Annotated in this window: 12 protein-coding genes; 4 read left to right on the top strand and 8 right to left on the bottom strand. The window is 47.5% G+C overall.

All coding sequences use genetic code 11. From position 1 onward, the window contains the following. Positions 1-243: 243 nt before the first annotated feature. The 3 genes from murB to HMPREF3190_RS03945 all read right to left on the bottom strand — a co-directional run bounded on the left by murB (position 244) and on the right by HMPREF3190_RS03945 (position 4,182). Positions 244-1,455: a UDP-N-acetylmuramate dehydrogenase gene (murB, locus tag HMPREF3190_RS03965; protein ID WP_066780612.1), complete on the bottom strand. Its 1,212-nt coding sequence runs from the start codon at positions 1,453-1,455 to the stop codon at positions 244-246. A gap of 303 nt (positions 1,456-1,758) precedes the next feature. Continuing rightward, a complete protein-coding gene (locus tag HMPREF3190_RS03955; RefSeq protein ID WP_066780610.1) occupies positions 1,759-3,171 on the bottom strand; it encodes a uracil-xanthine permease family protein in 1,413 nt (470 codons plus the stop codon). 474 nt (positions 3,172-3,645) lie between these two features. Beyond that, positions 3,646-4,182 carry an MOSC domain-containing protein gene (locus HMPREF3190_RS03945; RefSeq protein ID WP_156425709.1) on the bottom strand — a complete coding sequence of 179 codons (537 nt, stop codon included), beginning with the start codon at positions 4,180-4,182 and terminating at the stop codon, positions 3,646-3,648. A 504-nt stretch (positions 4,183-4,686) separates the two neighbouring features. Here HMPREF3190_RS03945 and HMPREF3190_RS07430 point away from each other — a divergent pair. The 3 genes from HMPREF3190_RS07430 to HMPREF3190_RS03930 all read left to right on the top strand — a co-directional run bounded on the left by HMPREF3190_RS07430 (position 4,687) and on the right by HMPREF3190_RS03930 (position 7,665). Next, on the top strand, positions 4,687-4,971 hold the full coding sequence (locus tag HMPREF3190_RS07430) for a metalloregulator ArsR/SmtB family transcription factor (RefSeq protein ID WP_066780764.1): 285 nt from the start codon (positions 4,687-4,689) through the stop codon (positions 4,969-4,971). A gap of 225 nt (positions 4,972-5,196) precedes the next feature. After that, complete coding sequence (locus HMPREF3190_RS03935; protein ID WP_066780603.1) at positions 5,197-5,415, top strand: cation transporter; 219 nt, start codon at positions 5,197-5,199, stop codon at positions 5,413-5,415. A gap of 237 nt (positions 5,416-5,652) precedes the next feature. Further along, positions 5,653-7,665 carry a heavy metal translocating P-type ATPase gene (locus tag HMPREF3190_RS03930; protein ID WP_082715149.1) on the top strand — a complete coding sequence of 671 codons (2,013 nt, stop codon included), beginning with the start codon at positions 5,653-5,655 and terminating at the stop codon, positions 7,663-7,665. A gap of 155 nt (positions 7,666-7,820) precedes the next feature. On the opposite strand, the gene HMPREF3190_RS03925 is transcribed toward HMPREF3190_RS03930, so the two are convergent. The 3 genes from HMPREF3190_RS03925 to rplJ form a co-directional block, all read right to left on the bottom strand. Beyond that, positions 7,821-8,690: a DUF4013 domain-containing protein gene (locus HMPREF3190_RS03925; RefSeq protein WP_066780601.1), complete on the bottom strand. Its 870-nt coding sequence runs from the start codon at positions 8,688-8,690 to the stop codon at positions 7,821-7,823. Between the two features lie 428 nt (positions 8,691-9,118). Beyond that, positions 9,119-9,499 (bottom strand): 50S ribosomal protein L7/L12, encoded by a 381-nt coding sequence (gene rplL / locus HMPREF3190_RS03920; RefSeq protein WP_066780600.1) that lies wholly within the window; start codon positions 9,497-9,499, stop codon positions 9,119-9,121. A gap of 124 nt (positions 9,500-9,623) precedes the next feature. Beyond that, on the bottom strand, positions 9,624-10,145 hold the full coding sequence (gene rplJ / locus HMPREF3190_RS03915; protein ID WP_066780599.1) for a 50S ribosomal protein L10: 522 nt from the start codon (positions 10,143-10,145) through the stop codon (positions 9,624-9,626). A gap of 302 nt (positions 10,146-10,447) precedes the next feature. On the opposite strand from rplJ, the gene HMPREF3190_RS07600 reads away from it, so the two are divergent. Further along, positions 10,448-10,579: a hypothetical protein gene (locus HMPREF3190_RS07600; RefSeq protein ID WP_449676164.1), complete on the top strand. Its 132-nt coding sequence runs from the start codon at positions 10,448-10,450 to the stop codon at positions 10,577-10,579. A 501-nt stretch (positions 10,580-11,080) separates the two neighbouring features. Here the strand turns inward: HMPREF3190_RS07600 and HMPREF3190_RS03910 are convergent. Beyond that, entirely contained in the window at positions 11,081-16,435 is a 5,355-nt protein-coding gene (locus tag HMPREF3190_RS03910) for a GA module-containing protein (protein WP_066780597.1), read from the bottom strand. 425 nt (positions 16,436-16,860) lie between these two features. Further along, on the bottom strand, positions 16,861-21,556 hold a 4,696-nt coding region (locus tag HMPREF3190_RS07595), incomplete at its 5' end, for a hypothetical protein (RefSeq protein WP_449676162.1).

Here is a 21,556-nt window from a genome sequence, read left to right as displayed (position 1 = left end):
CGAACATGGTGCACGTGCAGCAAACTTTATTGCACGTGCACTAAACAAAACAGCACACCAAGCACAACAGTCACTACACACATAAAAAATGCACTGAAGCATGCACTACAACCACGCGGTTGACGCCCCAGCGCACCGCACATAAGAAACGAACCAAGCAACAGCAACACCAACGGCAAAAGCAGCGGCAAGAATAGGAACAAATATGCTATTGACCAGCAGAAATAACGCTAGCAGCAGCGATTAGTGCTGAAAGCCCCACATGCGCACTTCAGGTTCAAGATGAACGCCAGCAGTTTCAAACACGCGCTCCTGAACGTGAGCAATCAGCTGATACACGTCGCGAGCAGTCGCACCACCTGCGTTAACAATAAAGCCAGCATGCTTACGCGATACTTCAGCACCGCCAACACGTTCGCCTTGAAGATGAGCGTCTTGTATAAGCTTACCTGCAAAATAACCCTCGGGACGCTTAAACGTAGACCCTGCGCTGGGCATATTCAGTGGCTGTTTGCTTTTACGGCGCTGCGCAAGATCGTCCATGCGCGCTTGGATCTCTGCCTTATTACCTGGCAAAAAGCGGAAAACTACGTCGGAAATTATAAGATGCTGGTCGTGCATGCGCGATCGACGGTATCCCCACTGGGCGTCTGCACCTGAAATGGTACAGAGGTTGCCATCAGGTGTAACACACACAAGTGAGTGCACTACCTGGGAATACTCGGAGCCATACGCACCTGCATTCATAAGCGCCGATCCACCTACAACACCTGGGATGCCGCTTGCAAACTCGAAGCCAGTAAGGCCGCAATCACATGCAAAGCGTGCAAGTTGACTGTTTTTCACTCCTGCTTGGGCTTTTATAAGAACTGCATCTGAAGAATTGCAGTGCTGAGCACAAGGTGCGGACGCGTCTGCGGCTGTGGATGCGGGTGCGTCTGCGGGCGTGGACACTGCTGCGGAATCGTTCGAGCATGGCGCGTGAGCTGCGATCACGGCAGCTGACTCACTTACGGGTATGTCTGTGGACTCAGCTTCAGGCGCATGTTCGGATGCGTATGTGGAATCATTTGCGTGAACGGTCTCAGCTGCAAGCGTTGAAACATTCGAGCATGGCGCGTGACCTGCGGTCTCATCTGTTGACGTAGGTGCAACTGCGCTCAGTTCCTTACAGGTTTCAAAATGCGCATACTGCGACCCTAGATGCATAACAACGCCGCGAACACCTTCATCAGCAACAAGCACATTGCTCCCCTGCCCAAGAACGCGCAGTTCAACAGCCTGTTCGGCGCAAAGACGAACCAGTTGCTGAATATCAGAAAGGCAGCGCGGCTCAACAAAATAGTCGGCCGCTCCGCCAATCTTAAACGTAGTATGACGCGCCATCGGTTCGTTATAAGCAACGCCGCCAGCTCCAACGATGCGTTCTAACTGGGCTGCAAACTGCGAATTCATGGCTGTCTCCTTGTACGCACGATGTCGATATTACGGTAATGGAATGTTCATCATACACCAAAGCGCACCAAGGGGAAAAGCGGGTTGCAAGAAACGCCGTTCGGTACACCTTGCGTGTTTGAATCTCCCAAGAGAAAACACACGCCAAGTTGCATATCAAGCTACGTTTCCGCGCAGACACGTTCCCAAAGACGAGCTTGCGCGCAAACTCAAGCCCGTTCGCGAACTCGAACGCGCTCCTGAGCACGTTCCTGCGCCACTCCCGCACGCGCTACTCCCGCGCTCGCTCCGTTCACAATCCTGTTATTCAGGTTGTGTGTGAGGTCCTTCCAACGGCATTTGCCCAGCTTGCGGCTCGTTTGCACGCGTGTCGCCTTCAACGCTTGTACCATCAACCGCCACAAACGCGTCCTTACCAGGCAATACAGAGTTCAAGACGATTCCCACAATTGAGCCTATCGCCAAACCCGATAACGTAATCACAGCACCGCCCACTTCAAAGGCAATTGCCTTTTGAGCGCTATACGCAACACCAATCGAAAGGCCGATGATCAGCGCTGTTATAAGCACGTTGCGGCTTTTCATAAAGTCGACATGGTTTTCAACCAAGTTACGAATACCAACCGCAGAAATCATGCCGTACAGCACAATTGACACACCGCCAACCACGCAAGCAGGCATTACTTCGATAAGTGCAATAAATTTCGGGCAGAACGAGAACAACACTGCAAACAGCGCCGCAATGCGCACTACGCGCGGATCGAACACCTTCGTTAAAGCAAGCACACCCGTGTTCTCGCCGTATGTCGTGTTCGCCGGCGCACCAAACAGCGACGCTGCAATAGTTGCAAGGCCATCGCCAAGCAGTGTACGATGCAGACCAGGATTGGCAATAAAGTTCCTGTTCACCGTTGAACTAATGGCAGAAATGTCGCCGATATGTTCAACCATCGTTGCAAAGGCAAGCGGCACAATCGCGATGATGGCGCTTATGGCAAGGCCGCCGTTTATACCACCTCCGAAAAGTGCGAACACCGTTTTGTTCCACTCAAGCGGCAAGCCAATCCACGGTGCATCAATAACATGCTGAAAATCGACAACACCCATGCACGCCGCCACCACATACGAACCAATAACGCCTAGTAGAATGGGGATAATGCGAATCATGCCGCGACCCCAGATACTGCACACAACAATAATAGCAATGGCAACAATAGCAATAAACCAATTCTTAGAGCAATTGTTCACGGCTGAGCTTGCAAGTGTCAGTCCAATTGCAATAACAATAGGTCCTGTTACGACAGGTGGAAAGAAACGCATAACGCGTGCCGTTCCGAATGCTTTGAACAGCGCCGATAATATAAGGTACAAAATTCCGGCACATGCCACACCTAAGCAGGCATACGGCAACATTTCAGGGTCTTTGTTAGGAGCAACAACGCCATAACCTGCGATAAAGGCAAAGGAGGAGCCTAAAAACGCGGGCACTTTCCCTTGCGAAAAAAAATGGAACAATAATGTTCCAAGTCCGGCAAATAAAAGTGTTGTTGAAACTGGTAATCCCGTAAGAATGGGAACCAAGATAGTGGCTCCAAACATTGCAAACATATGTTGGAAACCAAAGAGAACCATTTTTGGCGCTCCCAGCGTTCGTGCATCGTACACAGCCTCGGGATTGTCGGCGCCTCCCATAGTAGGGATTGTTTTTTCGCTCATAGATCCGCCTTTCGTCACGAATATAGTTGACTGACGGTCGTATGTCTCGACCTAGCGTATTATCCACTATGTTTGCGCACAAAAATGTTGCCATTCCATTAAACTACGAATTCTCCGTAATAGCAGAAAATCGCGACGCGCATGCGTGCGGACGAGCTTCTTTTTGTATGTTTGAGAATTGTAGGCGTTTACGCGACGCGCATGCGTGCGGACGAGGTTGCAAGGTTGACCAGCAGGAACGTGAATGAGCAAGCAGCAAGATCGGAAGTGAACAAACAACAGTCAGTGCGTTACACCAAACAGCAATCCAGGTGCACCGTTTCCCCGTATCGCACCGAACAACACCCACGTACATCCACGCCACATAACATCGTTTCCGCACATCGCGAGCAGTAAGCAAAACGCGCGCACCGTTCCTGTGTATCCGTACCAAGCAACAACCCGAACGCGCAATGAGCGCCTCACGCTTTATTGCTATAACGTACCAGCTAAACGAGCTGCTTCTACTTCGCGAATAGCATCATCAGGCGAATAGGCACATGTTCCATCGCCGATAGACACAATCTTAAACTCGTCACCAGCGCGTACCGTGCCCTCTTGCAAGACAACAGCAAAAATACCCTCACGAGGGAAAATACAATCACCAGCTAAATGATAAATGGCACAACGCGTATGACACACTTTACCTATCTGGCTAATTTCTACAAGAACGTCATTGCCAATTTTCACGTGTGTACCTAAAGGAAGCGCGAGCAAATTCACACCTTCAATTGTGAAATTTTCGCCAAAATCTCCCTCTTTAACATTAAGACCCATGTCACGGGCGCGCTCAATAGACTCCTCAGCCAAAAACGAAACTTGTCGGTGCCAATGGCCAGCATGAGCATCCTCAGCAATTCCCCATTGCTTTTTTACCGTTACAGGCATATCTCCAACTGGCGTTTTACGCGTTCCCTTGCTTTTTGATATATTAACAGAACGCACAAAAGCCCTGTTATTTTGCACAGCCATAGCCAACCCCTTTCGATGACCTCTCCTCATCTCATTGTTAATATATCATTCTCAAAGAAAAATAAACACCACGAAATGCCATGAATAATGAAAGCGTTGGCTGCTTGTTTCGTTTCGTCATGTTTCACCATGCTTTATGACAACTTAAAAACATACCTTGACAGATTTTAGTCTCGTGATAATATCAACATATGAACAGATGAACATATGTTGTTGGAAAGGAAGAGTGAAGCGACAATTAAACATGAATGTTGGTAAGGATACCTTGAAAGGCATTGCAAAATGAGCACGAAACAAAACACACCTGATAAACAATCTGGACAATCTGCACCAACAGCGCAACGCGTCAACGAGTCCACTGCTAATAACACCAACGCTACCAGTGCAAACGGGCGCTTTGCCAGCGCTACTGCAACCGCCAGTGCCACGAGTACTACCGAAACTACCAACGCTGCTAGTACTACTGGAAGCGCTAACGCCAGCACCACCGATGCATTTGAAGAGATGCCTGAGGAAGAAATTCTCTACGAACTAGCGGATCTGTTTAAAGCGCTGTCCGACACCACACGCATTCGCATTTTGTATTTGCTGCTTGGACGCGAATTTTGCGTAGCCGACATCGAGCATGCTCTTGGAGTTTCTCAAAGTGCAGTCTCGCACCAGCTGCGGCTCCTTAAACAGGCTCATCTGGTCAAATTCCGTCGTGATGGCAAAAATATCGTCTATTCGCTGGCTGACGACCATGTATACACCATGATCGCGCAAGGTATGACTCATATCTGCGAATAATGTTTGATACTTGATCTGCAGGTTATGCATGTGATCAGCAGAACAGGAACACAATGTGCTGGCTATGCGCTCAAAGGGTCAATGCGATTGTGACTCAGCTACTAGTGAGTGTAGCTCTGCTGCCACGAACGACAACATAATCATCTGTTTGTGGGAACGGGAAGGTAACCACAAAACAGAAGGTAACCACAACATAAGCACTATCAGGGGAAAGGAACTACAACCATGAAACGAGTAATTAGGCTAGACGGAGAATTGTGCCCGAACTGCGGTAGCAAAATTGAGGAAACACTCAAAAAGTCACCGCTGATAGAGGACGCAAAAGTAAATGCACTTTCCATGCGCTTTACGCTTGAAGCGCAAGACGACAAGTACGAAGAAGCGTATGCACTTGCGAAAAAAACATTCAATGCCATAGAGCCTGATTGCACGTTTCGCGCGTAACGCTCGCGGATAATGGTGGGGCTCACCAGCGGGAACGGGAACGGCGCTGCTGGTTAGCAACGAGCACCAGCACCTGGACCAGCAGCGCAACCCGCACCTGGACCGGCACCAACACTGGCACTGGCACCAACACTGGCACCGGCGTGCCAATCGCAACCGCCATCGCAACCCGCGCCGCGCCAGCGCCGCCTCACCAGCCGCCTTATCGTACGCTCACGATCTCTGTAAAGGACACATATGACTGCAAAACAAAAAAAGACACTCCTGCGCATAGGCGTTGCACTCTTCTTCTTTATTGTTATTGAGCTGCTGCCTTTGCACGCATTTTTCGCTGAGCCCTACGATCTGTATGCCGAGTTCGCGCTTTTCCTTATACCCTACCTCATTGCTGGGTATGACGTCATCGCAAAAGCCGTCCACGGCATAACCCATGGTCAGGTTCTTGACGAAAACTTCTTGATGGTAATCGCCACCATCGGAGCGTTTGCGCTGGTGTTCTTCCCCGAAAGCCAGCCACACATGGCAGAAGGCGCTGCGGTAATGATATTTTACCAGGTGGGAGAATGGTTCGAGTTGTATGCGGTTGGCAAGACACGCAAGTCGATTGCCGACATGATGGACATCGCGCCCGACTACGCGAACATCGAGCAGAACGGTGAACTGGTGCAAGTTGACCCCTACGACGTGAATGTGGGCGATGTGTTCGTTGTAAAACCTGGTGAGCGCATCCCTCTTGACGGCAAGGTGCTGCAAGGGAAAAGCCAGCTTGACACGTCGGCTCTCACAGGCGAAAGCGTTCCGCGCGTGGTTGAGGAAGGCGCGCTTGTAACCAGCGGTTGCGTAAACATGAACGCTCCGTTGCACGTTGAGGCGCTGAAACCTTTCGAGCAATCAAGTGTTGCACGCATTCTTGAACTGGTAGAAACTGCCAGCGAGAAAAAAGCGCGTACCGAGAACTTCATCACGCGTTTTGCACGTTTTTATACACCCGTTGTGGTTGTAATTGCCCTGCTCATCGCACTGGCTAGCCCCTTTGTGCTGCAAACCAGCTGGTCGCAAGCCATTCAAAGCGCGCTCATTTTCTTGGTAGTAAGCTGCCCCTGCGCGCTGGTTATCAGCGTTCCACTGTCGTTCTTCGGAGGCATTGGCGCGGCGTCGCGTGCTGGCATTCTTATTAAAGGTTCAAACTATCTTGAGTCGCTTGCCCAGGTAGAAACCATGGTTTTCGACAAAACGGGAACGCTTACCAACGGCACTTTTAGTGTAGTTGCCATTCATCCGCAATCAGGTGTCGACCCCGACCTGGTACTTTCTATGGCTGCGCACGCGGAAGCATACTCCGATCACCCCATCGCGCTTTCGCTAAAACAAACCTACGAGGGTGAAATTGATTCATCGCACGTGGAAGATGTAGTGGAAGAGGGCGGCGCTGGCATTCGTGCACGCATTGGAAATCGCCAGGTAGTTGTAGGAAATACGCGCCTTATGGAAGAAGAAGGCATCAGCTGGTCGGGCTGCGAACTGATGGGAACGGTGCTGCATGTTGCACTTGACGGCTCCTACATTGGCCACATTGTTATTGCCGATATGATAAAATCCGAGGCCATCGATGCAATTACTCACATTCACAAGGCGGGCGTGGAGAAAGTGGTCATGCTTACAGGCGATCGCGCCGAAACTGCCGAAATGGTTGCACAGAAGCTGGGTGTTGACTCGTATTGTGCGCAACTGTTACCGCAAGACAAAGTAAGCCGCGTGGAAGAACTGCTTAAAACCACTTCTGAAAAGGGAAAACTTGCCTTTGTTGGCGATGGCATTAACGACGCGCCCGTTCTAATGCGCTCAGATATCGGAATTGCCATGGGCGCGCTTGGCACCGACGCTGCTATCGAAGCCGCCGACGTGGTACTTATGGACGACAAACTTTCAAAAATTCCGTTCGCTATCAATCTGTCGCGTAAAACGGTGCGCATCGTGTGGCAAAACATTGTATTTGCACTGGGCGTGAAACTGGCTGTGATGATTCTTGCACTTCCTATTATTGGTATCGCAAACATGTGGATGGCGGTATTTGGCGACGTAGGCGTAACCGTCATTGCCATTTTGAACGCCATGCGCGCGCTTATGATTCGACCTGAACATGGTGAAAATACAAGCGCTTCAAACAAGAAGACTCTTAATGTAGGAACTTCACATGCAAACACGTCACCAGATGCTTCACATGCAAACACGTCAAACGCAAATGCTTAAATATAAGCAGCACTCACAGGCATTTCTTGACGGTATTTCCAACACATAGATGCACTAAACGCAGAACAGACACCTAGATATCCAGGTGTCTGTTCTCATAATGCCACGTCACGCAACAGCTTACGGACATTTAACGATGTTCATGCAGCAGCATACTAAAGACGCTGCGCGGCTTCATCTTTCTCGAATGGTAAAGGCTCGGCATAACTTCCCCACTCAGGTACATTAAACGTTTCCGTCCAATAACCCAATGCGCGAATGACCAGCGCATTTTCAATCATGCCAAAGACCATAGCAACATAAACAGCAAGCAGCACCAGCGGAATAATAAGAAATATCGCAGCAATAGCAGCATTAACCGTAGCACCACTCATGGCAAAAAATACCACCAGCGGAATTATCACTATCAGGCACGCTACGATGGATCCAATAATCGTAACAACAACAGTAGCTATAAAAGATACCAGCCAGACTTTCAAAATACCCAGGATGTTGTGCGTAAGCATTTTCCATACTTTATCAAGACGAAAACCCGCGTTAAACGAGTCGTAAATGGCAATGCGCATGCTCATAATCCAGCCAACAATCGTTAAAATTACCGAAACAACCATGCCGAATAAGCCCGAATGGGGTACCACATATAACGGAAGCATGCTAAACAGAACGTTCGGATCGCTGAACGACTGAGGAGAATAAGCAAGCATTTGCGAAATACGCGTTACGCTTGCGAGCATATCAATATTAAGGAACAATGACGAAACCGCTGCAACGATTATCGAAATGATAAAAATTAAGCCACCGCGCGAATACAACTTCCCATCTTTGTTTTCGAAAATGCGACGTGGCATAGGCTGATTGATACCCCATGCACGCTCGCGCGCCCACGTGTACAAATATCCGTACACAACAATAGCGCCAAAAATAGGGATCAACAAAACAAGCGCGAGTTTCAGAATTGTCACAAACCAGCCAGGTGACGAGGTTATATCGTGCCATGAATCGTAAAAATAGCGGGGCTGCTGCATAATGTGCTCCTTCCAAAAAGCAAATTGTTACTAAAAAGATTATTGAACGTTACAATTATAACGTATCTGGGCTTTGGAACACGTACAGCATACATAAAAATCTTTACAACTCTGCAAGCTGATTGCTGGTACCGAGCGAAATCAAGGGTTGTATGTCGTATCTGTTCAGAGAAAACAAGCAATAAAAATCCCACCAACGCATTAATAAAACACGTTTGATGGGATTGGTATAAAACAACAGTACTGTAAAAACAGACGTGTTGTTAGCATCTCTGATGTAGAAAGCACAAGCGCCACCTGCTACGTAAGCGTGCGGTTGTCAGTTTCCATAAGAAACTTGCAGCGGCACTTTCTACGCAACCACAAGCAGCGCCTTCACCGCAACCACAAGCGGCACCTTCTACGCAAAATTTCAGCAGCAGCACCTACTACTTAAGGGTAACAGCAGCGCCAGCTTCTTCAAGTTTAGCCTTGATTTCTTCAGCCTTTTCCTTAGCAACACCCTCGGCAACAGGCTTAGGAGCACCCTCAACGGTTTCCTTAGCTTCCTTAAGACCAAGGCCCGTAATCTCACGAACAACCTTGATAACAGCAATCTTGTTGTCGCCAAAGCCTTCGAGGATAACGTCGAACTCAGTCTTTTCCTCAGCACCAGCGTCAGCACCAGCAGCAGCACCAGCAGCAGCAACAGCAACAGGAGCAGCAGCTGAAACGCCAAATGTTTCTTCGATCATTTTTACGAGCTCAGAAGCCTCAAGAAGAGACATTTCTTTTAAAGCCTCAATAATTTCTTCTTTAGTTGCAGCCATAATTTTTTCCTTTCAATAGGCTGTGTGTTCATTGTCGTACGCACCATGATGTGCGCCATTATCGCGCGCACCCGTTTCGTGCGCTTATGCAGCAATCATGCTGCTCTCAACCTCAGAAAAACGCTTAAGCAGCCGATTTCTTTTCTGATACCTGGTTGATAGATTGTGCAAGACCACTGGGCACGCCGTTGATGGACACAGCCAGTCCGCGTGCAACGCCAGAAATAGCGCCAGCAATTTTTGCGTACAGTTCCTCGCGCGTAGGAAGCGAAGCAACTGCTTGGAATTCTTCAGGGCTTACGAAATTGCCCTCCATAATTCCGCCTTTGATAACAAGCTTTTCGTTACCTTTTGCAAATTCGGTAAGCGCTTTTGCAGACGCAACAGGATCGTTTTTGCAGAAGATAAACGCAGATGGGCCTTCCAAAATTGCATCAAGGCAGGTAACGTCATGCTCGTTAAGCGCAATGCGTACTAAGGTATTTTTATATACCTTCATAGACGCATCAGCTTCGCGAATAGCATTACGCAAGGTTTCAACTTCTTTAACGGTAAGTCCGCGATAGTCAACAACCCATGCGGCGTTCAGTCCGTCGATGTCGGCTTTAATGGAATCCATCATTGCTTTGTTCTGGGCATTTGGCATACAAGACACCTCCTTTCGTAGCAGCGTATCCGCTTGGAGGCTTCGTATAAAAACGACTCCCCGCGTTAAGTTAGGAGTCGTGAAACATCGTGAAATTTCACATACCACCTCGGCAGGCCGCTTACGCGATTAAGCTTGATGCACCGGCTCTCTTAAGTAGCGGAATATTTACATAGCTTTTGCATTTTACGCCACGCATGAAGAAATTTGCAAGCGAAACGGGCAAAGCTCGCGCACTTTCCACAATTTTGCTAGAACCGCTATAATAATACACGTCACAAAACAAAACGAAAGGATATATTGTGGGATCGCCGGAAGTTATTATTATGCACGTGCTATCTGTGATTATTATTGTCGCTGTTATTATTGCAGCGGCTGTTATTGGATATAAAGCCGGATTTACAGCAGGGTCAAAGCAAAAAGACAAAAACTAACTGCGAAAACGAGATAACGCAACCGCTTGTACTTGTTCTGGTGAGGAGCATGCCGCTACTGACGACGTTACTCGTGGGAAACGTGCAACAACTGACAATGCTGCTCATGGAAAACATGAGCAGCTGATAGCGTTGCATGTAGGGAACGTGCCGCTACTGACGACCTAGCTTGTGGGGAACGTGCCGCGACTAACGATGTAGCTATTGAGAAACGCGAAGCAACGGATAGCGTTACTAATTGAAGAACGCACCACCACTAGCAGCGTTACGCGTGAGAAACGTGTGCACAAATCACAACTTCACTGCAGCTGATTCACTGCAACTGCTCATTATATCGTCACGTAAACTTACAAAAATGGAGAAAATAATGCGTGCTCCTTACAAGGGAGCACGCATTATATTTCTTGTAGCACCATGGCTATGAAGCGCGATTGAATATTGCCACGTTGCAACGCATATGGCGCGCTCACACGCGTGGCACTCATCGCGCCAGCAGCGATATTAGCGTTTGCTATGGCGAGCGTTCTTTACTTTGCGGCGGAGCGCTCCTGCACCAACTACACCAGCAGTAGCAGACATTATCAGCGCAAACGCACCTAAAGGTGCCGCGTCAGCTGTTTTTGGCAGCTGTATATGCTTGCCATGAGCATCTGTCGCTGCAGACGATTCAGGAGATTGCGCGCCTGTCATAGCGCCTGGTTGTGGCGCAGGTTCTGGCATGTCATCATCGGGATACCACGGACGGAATCCAGGAGAAAAATGCCCATTAAGCGCAGCATACGTATCGTTAATCTGCTTCAACGCAGCATCAAGAGCTGACTGTTTTTGCTCTTTAGTCGTAAGCGCGCCTGCGCCAGCACCACCACCAGCGCCGCCACCCGCAGCTAATTGCTGAAGCAGCTGCTTTCCAGCTTCAATTGCCGCGTCATATGCCTGCTGTTTGTCTTCATCAGCATTTTTATACTTGTCGGTTTTATGGGTAGGGTCGACAGCAGCAATGGCTTTTTCAAGGGGCTTCGTATCTACACCATCAAGCGCCCGACGAGCATCTTCAAGTTTCTGAAGTGCGTCGTCTACCGCTTTTTGCGCGGCAGCTTCCTGCTCGGCAGTGCGTGGAGTTTTACCTGGCTGCTCATGCTCCTTATTTTCATCTTCGGCCGTCTTCAATGCCGCTTCCGCTTCAGTAAGCGCCTGTTCAAAGGCAGCTTTTTTATCCTTAGAGGCCGTTGTGTACAGAGGCTTGCCCGGCGTCTTAGGATTCGCGTTATCATCGGGCTTCAATGCCTTGTCGGCTTCAATTTCTTTGCTTAGCGCATCGGTATTAACGCCCGCGCCCTTAATACTTGGGTCAATGACCTGCATTGCTTTTAGAAGCTTGTTGTAGATGGTGTTAACTTCATCTGCACCTTTGGCGTCGCCCTTAGCCTTATCAAGAACATCCTTAGCAGCTTTGTAAGCGGCTTCAAACGTATCTTTTTTAGTTTGATCGGCGAAATTCTTGTATGTATCTCCGTTGGAGAAATCATCAGCTGTTTTTTTCAGCTTCTCAAGACGAGCCATAGCAGTATCGGTTGCGATAGCATCAGCAAGCGCGTTGTCGATGTCGTCCTTGCCAGTTTCCTTACCGTCGTCATCTTTGATGTTATGCGCATCAGTAGTGTTGATGATATCTTTATACGCCTTCTTTTGCGCATCATTCAAATGCTCAAGCTTGTCAATCGCTGCAAGAGCGTCGGCAATCTTCTTGGCTTTCAGCGCGCGATCGGCAATACCTGTTGGATCGCCCAACTTGGTTGCGGCATTAATGTCGTCGATAGCCTTCTTCTTATCAGCTTCGGGAAGATCGCTTTTGTTGATACGATCAATTTGCTCTTTCTTTTCCTTAGTGAGCGCGTCTGCGTTGTCGTTTGTATTGCCAGTTGTATCGCGCTTGTCTTTAACCTTGTTAATCTCCTCATTTGCGGCATCAATCGCAGTTTTCAGATCATCAAGTGCCTTTTTAATCTGCGAAGGCGTTGTGGCTTTTCCAACAGTATCCCTAGCGGTATTGATTGCGCTAATAGCAGAATCGTACTTATCTTTAGCTGACTGCTTTTGCTGATCGGTTAGCGCGTTGTAGGCATTATCAAGCGCATCTTTCTTCTCGGTAAGTTGCTTGTTAGCAGCGTCTTTTGCTTTTTGCTCATTGCTTGCATTAGCCTGCTTTGCAGCGGTTACTGCCTTGTTGAGTTCGTCAGCTGTGGCTGCAGGATTTGTCTTCTTGAGTAAATCATCAAGAGTTTTAAGCTCTTGACTCAGACCCGGCTTCGTGCCAAGCAGTTCGTTAAGAGCAGCGTCGTCGGCATGACTGGGTTGATCCTTCTTGTCGTCTGCAGCATTACCGTGATCAAGAAATGGTAGCGCGCCCTTAGTAGCATCGTTTTGCAGTGCGCCCTTAGCGTCGTTGATGGCTTGCGCATTGTTGACAATCTTTTGAACGGCTTCGGGAGTTGTGGCCCCTTGCGAATCTCCTGGCGTACCACCACCGTTAATCTGGTCTTTTAGCTTTTGCTTTTCGTCGGGCGTGAGGTTATTAAAGTTGTCAATCTCCTCAGAAGCTTTCTTTTTGTCGTCTTGAAGCTTTTGTTCTTTTTGCTTTTCCTCTTCTTTTTGCTTCTTCTCTTCGGCTTCTTTCTTTGCGTTGCCACCGCCCTTGTTATCCGTTATAGTTTGTGCCTTTGACGGATCGTTTTGGTTCGCTTTGCCCTGTTGAGCAGCTTTATCGAGAATTTTTTTAATGGCCTCGGGCGTTTGCGCGTTATCAATCTCGTTTTTATATTGCTCTTTTTGCTCTTTCGTCAAGTTAGGATTACGCTCAATTGCCTGCTTAGCATCTTTTTTCATCTGATTAAACTCATCGCCTGACGGTGCTGGCGCAGGAGCTGGCTTCTTCTTGTACAACTTATTGGCGGGTACATTAAATAGCACCTTACCATCATGCATGAAATTAATGCTCTTACCATCATCATAATTAAGGGTAAATGAATCAATACCACTTGGCATAGTAGCCGACTTCATCTCAAGATTCTTAGTGCCTGCTTTAGGCGTCCACGTTATGTTGTCAAAGGTGCCACTATTACCAGTGATGGCATACTTATCAATCGTTGTTGCAGCGCCTGTGTCGGTGTAGTTTGCTTTCAGGAACGCTTTTACCGCGGCTTGAACCTGATCATCTGTTGCCATAAAGCCAGAAGCATTCGGATCAGCGTCAATCTCGATTGGACTCGTATAATAGGTATACTCCGCTTTCTTGGCATCGGTCAGCTTGCGAATTAAGTCACGAAGCTTTTTTGCATCATTCATTGAATCAATGCCAGAAGTAGGATCATTCAAAGTTGCTGCATTATCGATACCCGACTTCATAAGGTCGATGTCGCTTAAACCGTCTTGTGTACGCTTCTGCAGCAGCGCTTTTGCTTGCTTCTTCAAATCATCGATCGTGGTATCTTTTGGAACTGCATTTTTCTCATACAAGCTGTCGTGAACAATATTGTACGTTTTACCTCTATTGTCTTTAACAACAATATCACCACCAGCACCAAGGCTAATTGTTGTAATACCCGAACCGTCTTTTGCAGCAGTACCTATCCCACTTGTGCCTGGCTTTGGCTTCCAATTTTTTCCACCAGTATAACTATCAGAGCTGCCATCAACAGACGCATTATCCCAGTTAGTTTCAATAAACTGTTTAAGCGCAGCCTTCTTTTCAGCATCAGTTGGAGTATCACCTGCTATTGGGTATTTTTTCACGATAAACGTATGCCCGGCGGAATCGGGGCCAACAGTAGACGAACTTGGATTGTAAGGAGTAACGTTTTTCGTAAAGAACACACTCATAGGATACGTACGATCTTTGTATCCCTGCGCCTTAAAGGTAATGTATCCTTTACCGCCATCAACGCTATACAAAACATCAGTAATGGGAACCTCTGAATTGTTCTTTGAGTCTTTACCTTTTATGGCTTTGAGTGTATCTTTCAACACATCAAGCTTGGTGCGATTCGCTGCATTAGTAAGATCGTCAGGCTTCGTATTCAAAGGGTCAAAGTTTACGCCATACAGTCTGTCAGGCGTTTCCACAAAGAACGTTTTTTCTGCAGCTACAGGGGGTTGAGGCTCAGGCGCTGGAGTCTTCACTTTTTCTTTCAAGTACTGCCATCCTGGAATCGTGGTATGCGAGCCATCTTTCCATGTAATAGTTACATTACCAGTATTCGCATCAACCGTAAGTGGCGCTTTATTTCCCTTGCTGGCTTTTGCTTCATCATACGGCTTAACGCCTGTATTAACAGTATCAAATGCCGCAATAATCTTGTTTACTTCCGTTTCAGAAAGATGTTTCAAGTTGTCAACTTCTATTGTATCGGGAATAGCGTACGGAGCCCAGTCGGCAATCGTTGCTCCTTGACACACCAGTTCAGAGGCGTTAATTTCAAGCTTTGAACCGTCTTGGTACGTAACAACGAGCTTCGTGCCGTCATCGTTGAATTTGATTGCGTCATCGCCCGCTTTCAGATGGCCGTTAAAGTCTTTGTTGTCTTTGTTGGCATTCTTAAATGCGGCAATTACCGCCTCTTTGTCAGCTTCAGTAAGCTTAGACGGCTTCACGACAGGCGTACGAGTAGGCATAATGGGCTTGTACTTGTCTTTGTCTTCTTCATTCTTAAAGACAAGCAAATCAGCAGAAATTGTGCGTGTGGTCGTATCTTTGAAGGTTATCGTCGCTACACCCTTATCAGACACTTCCACCTTATCCACTAAGTCCGAATAATATTTCGTATCTTTATTAGCGTCTTTAATTTTGTCTTTAATTGTCTTTTGCTCGTCGGTTCTTACGTTGTTAAGATCTTTCACAGGCGTAAGCTCAGGATACTTCAGGTCGATATGGTCGGCGATGCGCGGCGTATTGTGCTTTTGGCCAACGGCATAATGCCAGTTACCAGCAAAACGATAAACACCCGCAGCAAAACGAAGCGGATTAGTGTGGCGCTCTTTCCATGCTGTGTCGGTCATTTCACCAACATAGGTCATATCGTAAAAGCGCTGCCCTGCCGACTCCCAGTCTACAAAAATGCCTTGCAAACCGTCGGTGTCTGCTTGATAACTTTCCCATTGACCAGCCGTATTACCTGCGTTGTCGTATCCCTTGTTTTGTTTACCGTCAATTCCAAGCAACTGCTTCCAGCCTTTGCTGGCCAGTACCTTATCGTCTTTAAAATAGAAGTTAGAAATGCCTTTCCAGTCTTCTGGAGTTTGGTAGGTTTTATGCGACACAACACCATAACCATTGCCATCCGTGAAGGTAAATTGAGAGGAACCGGCAGGCCTAAACGGCTGATTACCGCGCTGATTGGTAAGCTTTTCAATGCGCGTATAGGTAATTTCCTGTACATTTGTTAAGCCTTTAGGAACACCATACCACCACATAGGACGAAATCTCCAGTCGTCCGCCGTACCGCCCTCTTTATTGCAGTTTGACAGATAATGCACACGCACAAATTTGCCAAGCGGATCTTTTCCCTCATCTGTGCCAGCCTTTGCATGGTCGAGTGTATCGTAGTACGTAACTTCTGTATGAAAACGCGCCTCCGTGTATGAAGCGTCGGTTTTATAACCGTAATAAATGTTGTTACCGGTTCCGTCTACGTAGCCATCGGCATAAGCAAACGAATGATTCAATACTGGTACCGTGCCAAATAGCATAGCACCTGCAAGCACGGCTGAACAGGCACACGCAGGCACCATAAAACGCGAGCTAGGGCGCGAAGGCACAACCGCTTCTGCTTTTATATTGTGCTTTGTTGGCTTGTTGGACATGACTACTCCTATCACTGTGCTTGATACACATAAGTACGTATAAGCTACATATGGTACGCATAAGTTGCATAAAGCTAAATGTTTAATTGTTCACTTTTAAACACACTATATTGTACATTCTTTTACTGTTTCGTGAAGTGCATAATAATGGAATTTTTTTGAACATCTTTTGCAAAAAAAGTGGTATAAAATGCTGCTTCGTAACACATTGACGCCCAAGCCTATAACGTACCTGCCGTACAACAAAACCAAGCATATTTCCCATATTACCTGCAGCGTTACAAGGAGTAAAAAATCTTATAATCCGCCCCCCCCCCCCGCATACAAAACAAGTGCCCCACAGATACTGCAAGGCACTTTGTGTACATTTTAAGCGAAATGTATTTCAATCGCTTTCTATCAGATTTACGAAAATTTACTTTTTATTAATCTTTATTTACATCTCCATTTTTACGTTGTTTGCGTCTCCGTGTAAACGCAAACGCACCTAACGCACCAAAACCCATGCCAAGCAATTCAGCGGCACTGGTTGCTACACCTTTATCGGATGTTTGAGGAAGCCGAGCATGGCGCGCTTTACCCGTAGATTTGTAAGTATCACGTTCAGCTCCTACCTCAGGAAGCTGCTCAGGCGTAAGCTCAGGTTCAGGCGCGGGTGCTGGTGGCTGTGTCTCAGCTGGCTTATGAACAACCAACTTCACAATGATATCTTTCTGTATGCCAAACGACGAGCGACCATATGCATCGGTTACCGGCTGTTCCTTGCCATTAGTATCGCGATACGCACGCTGCGCAACGCCGTTTTCGTCATACGTCACGCGCTGGTCAACGGCCTCGAAGTGAAGCTCGATAACGCGCTGCGTTTCGCCTGGCTTCCAATCGGTAATGTGCGGCGTACCGCTTATTGTGCACGTGTCTCCATTGCAATTCAGGCTCACACCGGCAGGTAAGGTAGTTCCAGCTTTCGGCTTATACAGTGGGTGATTTTGCGCATCGCCCACCAAGTGCGTTGTAAACTCCTGCTCGGCTTCCGTGCTAGTTTCAAACTCGAAATGCGTAATAGGCAGCTTGTGGAAGTGTGCCAGATACACCACGTCGCCCTTGTCGTTCGCCGCAAGTTTTTGCCACTCGTAGAACACATAGCCCGGCTGAGCAATCGCGCTTGGCACGCCAATTTCTTGCTGCAATTGTTTCTGATCGACAGCGTGCTGCTGCATCTCTTGCAAACGCTTCGCGCGCTTATCTTTGTCGAAGTTCAGCAGCGCATTCGGATCGATTGTGTAGCCACGGCGTACGTAGAACGTGGTGTTCGGTGACGCCACGAAGCCGTGATCGCCCAGCGCTACGCGGTAGGTTACCTTAGTGTAATTGGTTTTAACAAAACGTGCCTCACGTGTGCCGTCAGCAGGTAAATCTTGTTCTGTAATAACGCGTGGCAGAATGTGTACATTTACGTCAACCCATTTAATGGCAACCTTATGCTTTACTTTGCCATTCTCGACCACAGGCTGTTTCGTCTTGGGATCAATTTCCTGTTCATCGGTGTAATACTTCAAGCCGAAGCGCACGCGGTAAATACCCGGCTTATCAGTAGGAAGCTTCGCATACGAGTTGCGATCGGTTTCCCAACCTGCAAAACGAGGGTTCAACTGAAGCGTTGAGAATGCCTCTACACCGTTAATCATTGCAGGATTCTGCGAGTGAGGATCAAGAAGCAGTGTTCCTGTCTCAGGATTAATCTGTGGCGTGTCTTCCACCATCTCGTTATACGAAGGCATTGTGTCGCCCTCGGTAATTACCACGTCATTCTTAGGTTTAAGCTCGGGCAAGTCGTATTGTTCTGCAATAAGCGTAAGTGCTTTGGTGGGTCTATCAATCGTTGCCAATGCCGCAGGATCGGTAATTTGCTTACCGCTTGCACCTAAGTACTTCCAGCCTCGTAAGTTAGCAAGGCCTTTTTCCCACGCTTGGCGCTTTTCGCCGAACGACTCACCGCTCTTTACATAGTAAATGTCTGGATCAACCGAGCCATCTTCCCACGTATGACCAGGCGCCGGGAACGCAACCACAGGCACAAAACCAGCAGGCACAGAATCAACGTCTTTTGCCGATGTTACGTAATATACTTTCTTATAAACAGCAGTAAATTGATAGCGTGCATGCGGATACGTTGTATCAAACTGGCGCTTCAAACGGCGCAAGGTTGCTGCAAGCCGCTCTTCAGGCGTACCACCAGGATTAGCAGTGTTGTCACCCGTGCCTACACCAGAACCGTTGCGATTATTATCAACGGCAAACAGCATGTGCGCAGGGAACACATCGGCGCTTCTTCTACTGCGTCTCTGTGCAGTATTTCCATCATGCGCCCCAGCACCTGGGGTTCCTGTGCCATCTGCACCAGCGCCTTGATCATTGGGAATTACCTCTACATTCCAATGGTCAAAAATGTAATCGTATTTGCCTTTTCCGTCATGATCATCAAGCCCCAGCTGTGGATTAACTCCTGGTATCGCAAGATCAATATCGGTCTTGGTCTTTACATAGCGCGTAAGCGTAGTATCGGTATCTCCGCCCGAGAGCGTACCATGTGCGCCAGAATTAAACACAACACACGCATATGAGTCTTTAAACTTCTGCTGAGCTTGGGTAAGAGGTGTTGTCTTTCCATGACTATCAGGCGTTTCGTTTTGTGTGATGCTGTCAATAATGGCTTTCGAGTCGGTCGCGTCATACACATCGCCCATTACGCGCAGTACCGTTGTGCGTTTATAGGTAATGGTTTCACCCATATCGGCATGTTTCAGCGTTATCGTCCATGGGATAGTATACGTAGCAGCTACCTTTGACGTAGGCATCTTACCAATGGTTTCTATCTTGAAGATTGGGTGACCCTGATCATCTAATGCGATATTGTTATTTTTCACATCGCTTAGGTTCTTAACAAATTCCTCAAGAGTAGGAACTTTACCATTTTGAGCAATAACAATTTCTGATACCGCTTCAGGCTCTACCACAGGTTTTTGATGCGCAACAAATTCTTGGAACGCATCCTTTGACAGCCACGCTTTGGAATTGGTGTCATGAGCTTCCTTCATGCTTTTTACTGCAGTAATACCCTCCATGTCGCTCTTCGACCAGTCGCCCTCATAATCGTGAAGCTGAGTACCCAACCAGGCAAGCACGCTTTGATTAGGATCACTAACAGGCTTACCGTCCTTATCAATCAACGAAATATCAGTGTCTTTCTTAATGTAGAGCACTTTCGGACCTGTTGAACCATCCGCCCATTTGCGCCCAGGAGCAGGCTTAAACGATACTACTACACTATCAGCAGGCACGGTGCCATCAACGGGCTTGCTTTCTACATATCTAATGCGCTCATATACCGCCTTGTAGATTAGATCGCCTGCTGTTTTAGACACTTTGAGCGAGTCGGCATTGGACGTTCCAAACTTAATATCGGTATCGGTAAGCTCATGCTTATCGTCTTTTACCGCCGTATCTGCCGAGGGAACCAACTTCCAACCAACAAACTTGTAATGGTAGCCATCTTGTTCGTAGTCTTGATTGAGAATCTTAGGAACACGCACACGCAACTCTTGATCTTTAGCTACATAGTAATCAACCGACTTGCTGTTTTCATCCCCAATAATAGTTCCCTTATGTTGGTTCTTTTCGTTATCGTCGGTAATAAAGGTAACTTTGCGATAGTGCTCATTAAATACCTGGTAATCAATAGGCGCTTTCGCTTTACTTGGTTTATTCTTGCCGTACAACACGCCGTATATAACCTTAAGCTGCGATTGCAGTTTAAACTCTTTCGGCTTGTCCATATCGTGATACTTAATAGTTACCTTAAGCGGTACCAAGAATGTACCGCCGATATTTGATGATGGCGGTGTGCCAATAAATTCAACGGTGTACGACTCAATATTTTCTTTACCAGGAACAACAACATTGTTCTTCATAAGCAGCGCTTTAAGATCTTTGTCGTTTTTAATAAAGTCGTTTGGCGATGGCACGGGTGTTTTTTGAATAACAGCAATATAGTTCTCTATCACCTGAGGTTCGCTATGCGGCGTTTGATGCGCAACAAACTCTTGGAACGCGTCGTTTGATTTCCACGCATCGTCTGCACTACCTGCCGGCAAAGCAGCACCGTGCTCTTTCATGCTATTAATAAGGTCGATACCCTCCATCGACGATTTCGACCAGTCGTGATCGTATCCCGACAACTTCCCGCCTAATACATCAAGTATTGAAGGCGTTGTTGTGTCGTTAGCTTTAATAGGCTTGCCGTGCTCATCGAGGCGCGAAATATCCATGCCTTTCCTAATGTAGAGCACTTTCGGGCCTGTTGAACCATCCGACCATTTACGCCCAGGCGCAGGCTTAAACGATACCACCACACTGTCAGGCGGTACGGTACCGTTTTCCGTTTTGGTCATAATGTAAGAGATCTTTTTGTATTGCGCTTCGTACACAACACTTTCTTGAGCATCAAAGCTAAGCTGGCGATCGTCTGCTTTAAGCAATGCTGCGGCGGTACCGCTCGTGGTTGTTTTCTTCCAGCCCGTAAATACGTAGTGATACCCATTTGCTGTGTAGTCGAGGCCAGATACTTTTGGAACAGCAATATCGTATTGAGCACCTGCTGTTTTGTAGGTAAGGTACTGAAGTTCTCCCTGGTCATTTGCACCAGACAGCTGTCCTTGATCTTCTTGTGTACCCGTAGGATGCCCTGCTTCATCTACAACAGGCGCTTTCTTAGTAACAAAGGTAATAGTGGTGTACTTATCTTTAAGCTCCTGTTCACGAGGCGCATTTTCAGATTTCAACACATTGCCTAATACATGCAAGTTGCCTGTGATGTTATACACACGTGTATGCGTGATATCAGCACTATCTTTGTATTTCACGGTTACTTTGATAGGCACGGTAAGATTTGCCGCAGCATCGGTAGCAGGCGCGGTTTCATACTCAGCACGAATGCTTTCAAACGGACTACCATCAGCCGACTTAAACAGGTTTGCATTTTGAACAAAGTCAATGGCGTCTGGCGCTGTCGTACCTTGAATAATAGTTTTTGCGACACCGCCAACAGGATCAGTATACGGTGTT

Source organism: Umbribacter vaginalis (genome assembly GCA_001552935.1).
In the GTDB taxonomy this organism is placed as follows: domain Bacteria; phylum Actinomycetota; class Coriobacteriia; order Coriobacteriales; family Eggerthellaceae; genus Berryella; species Berryella vaginalis.
Note: the sequence above shows the minus strand (reverse complement) of the source record. Positions and strands in the feature narration are given on the sequence as shown.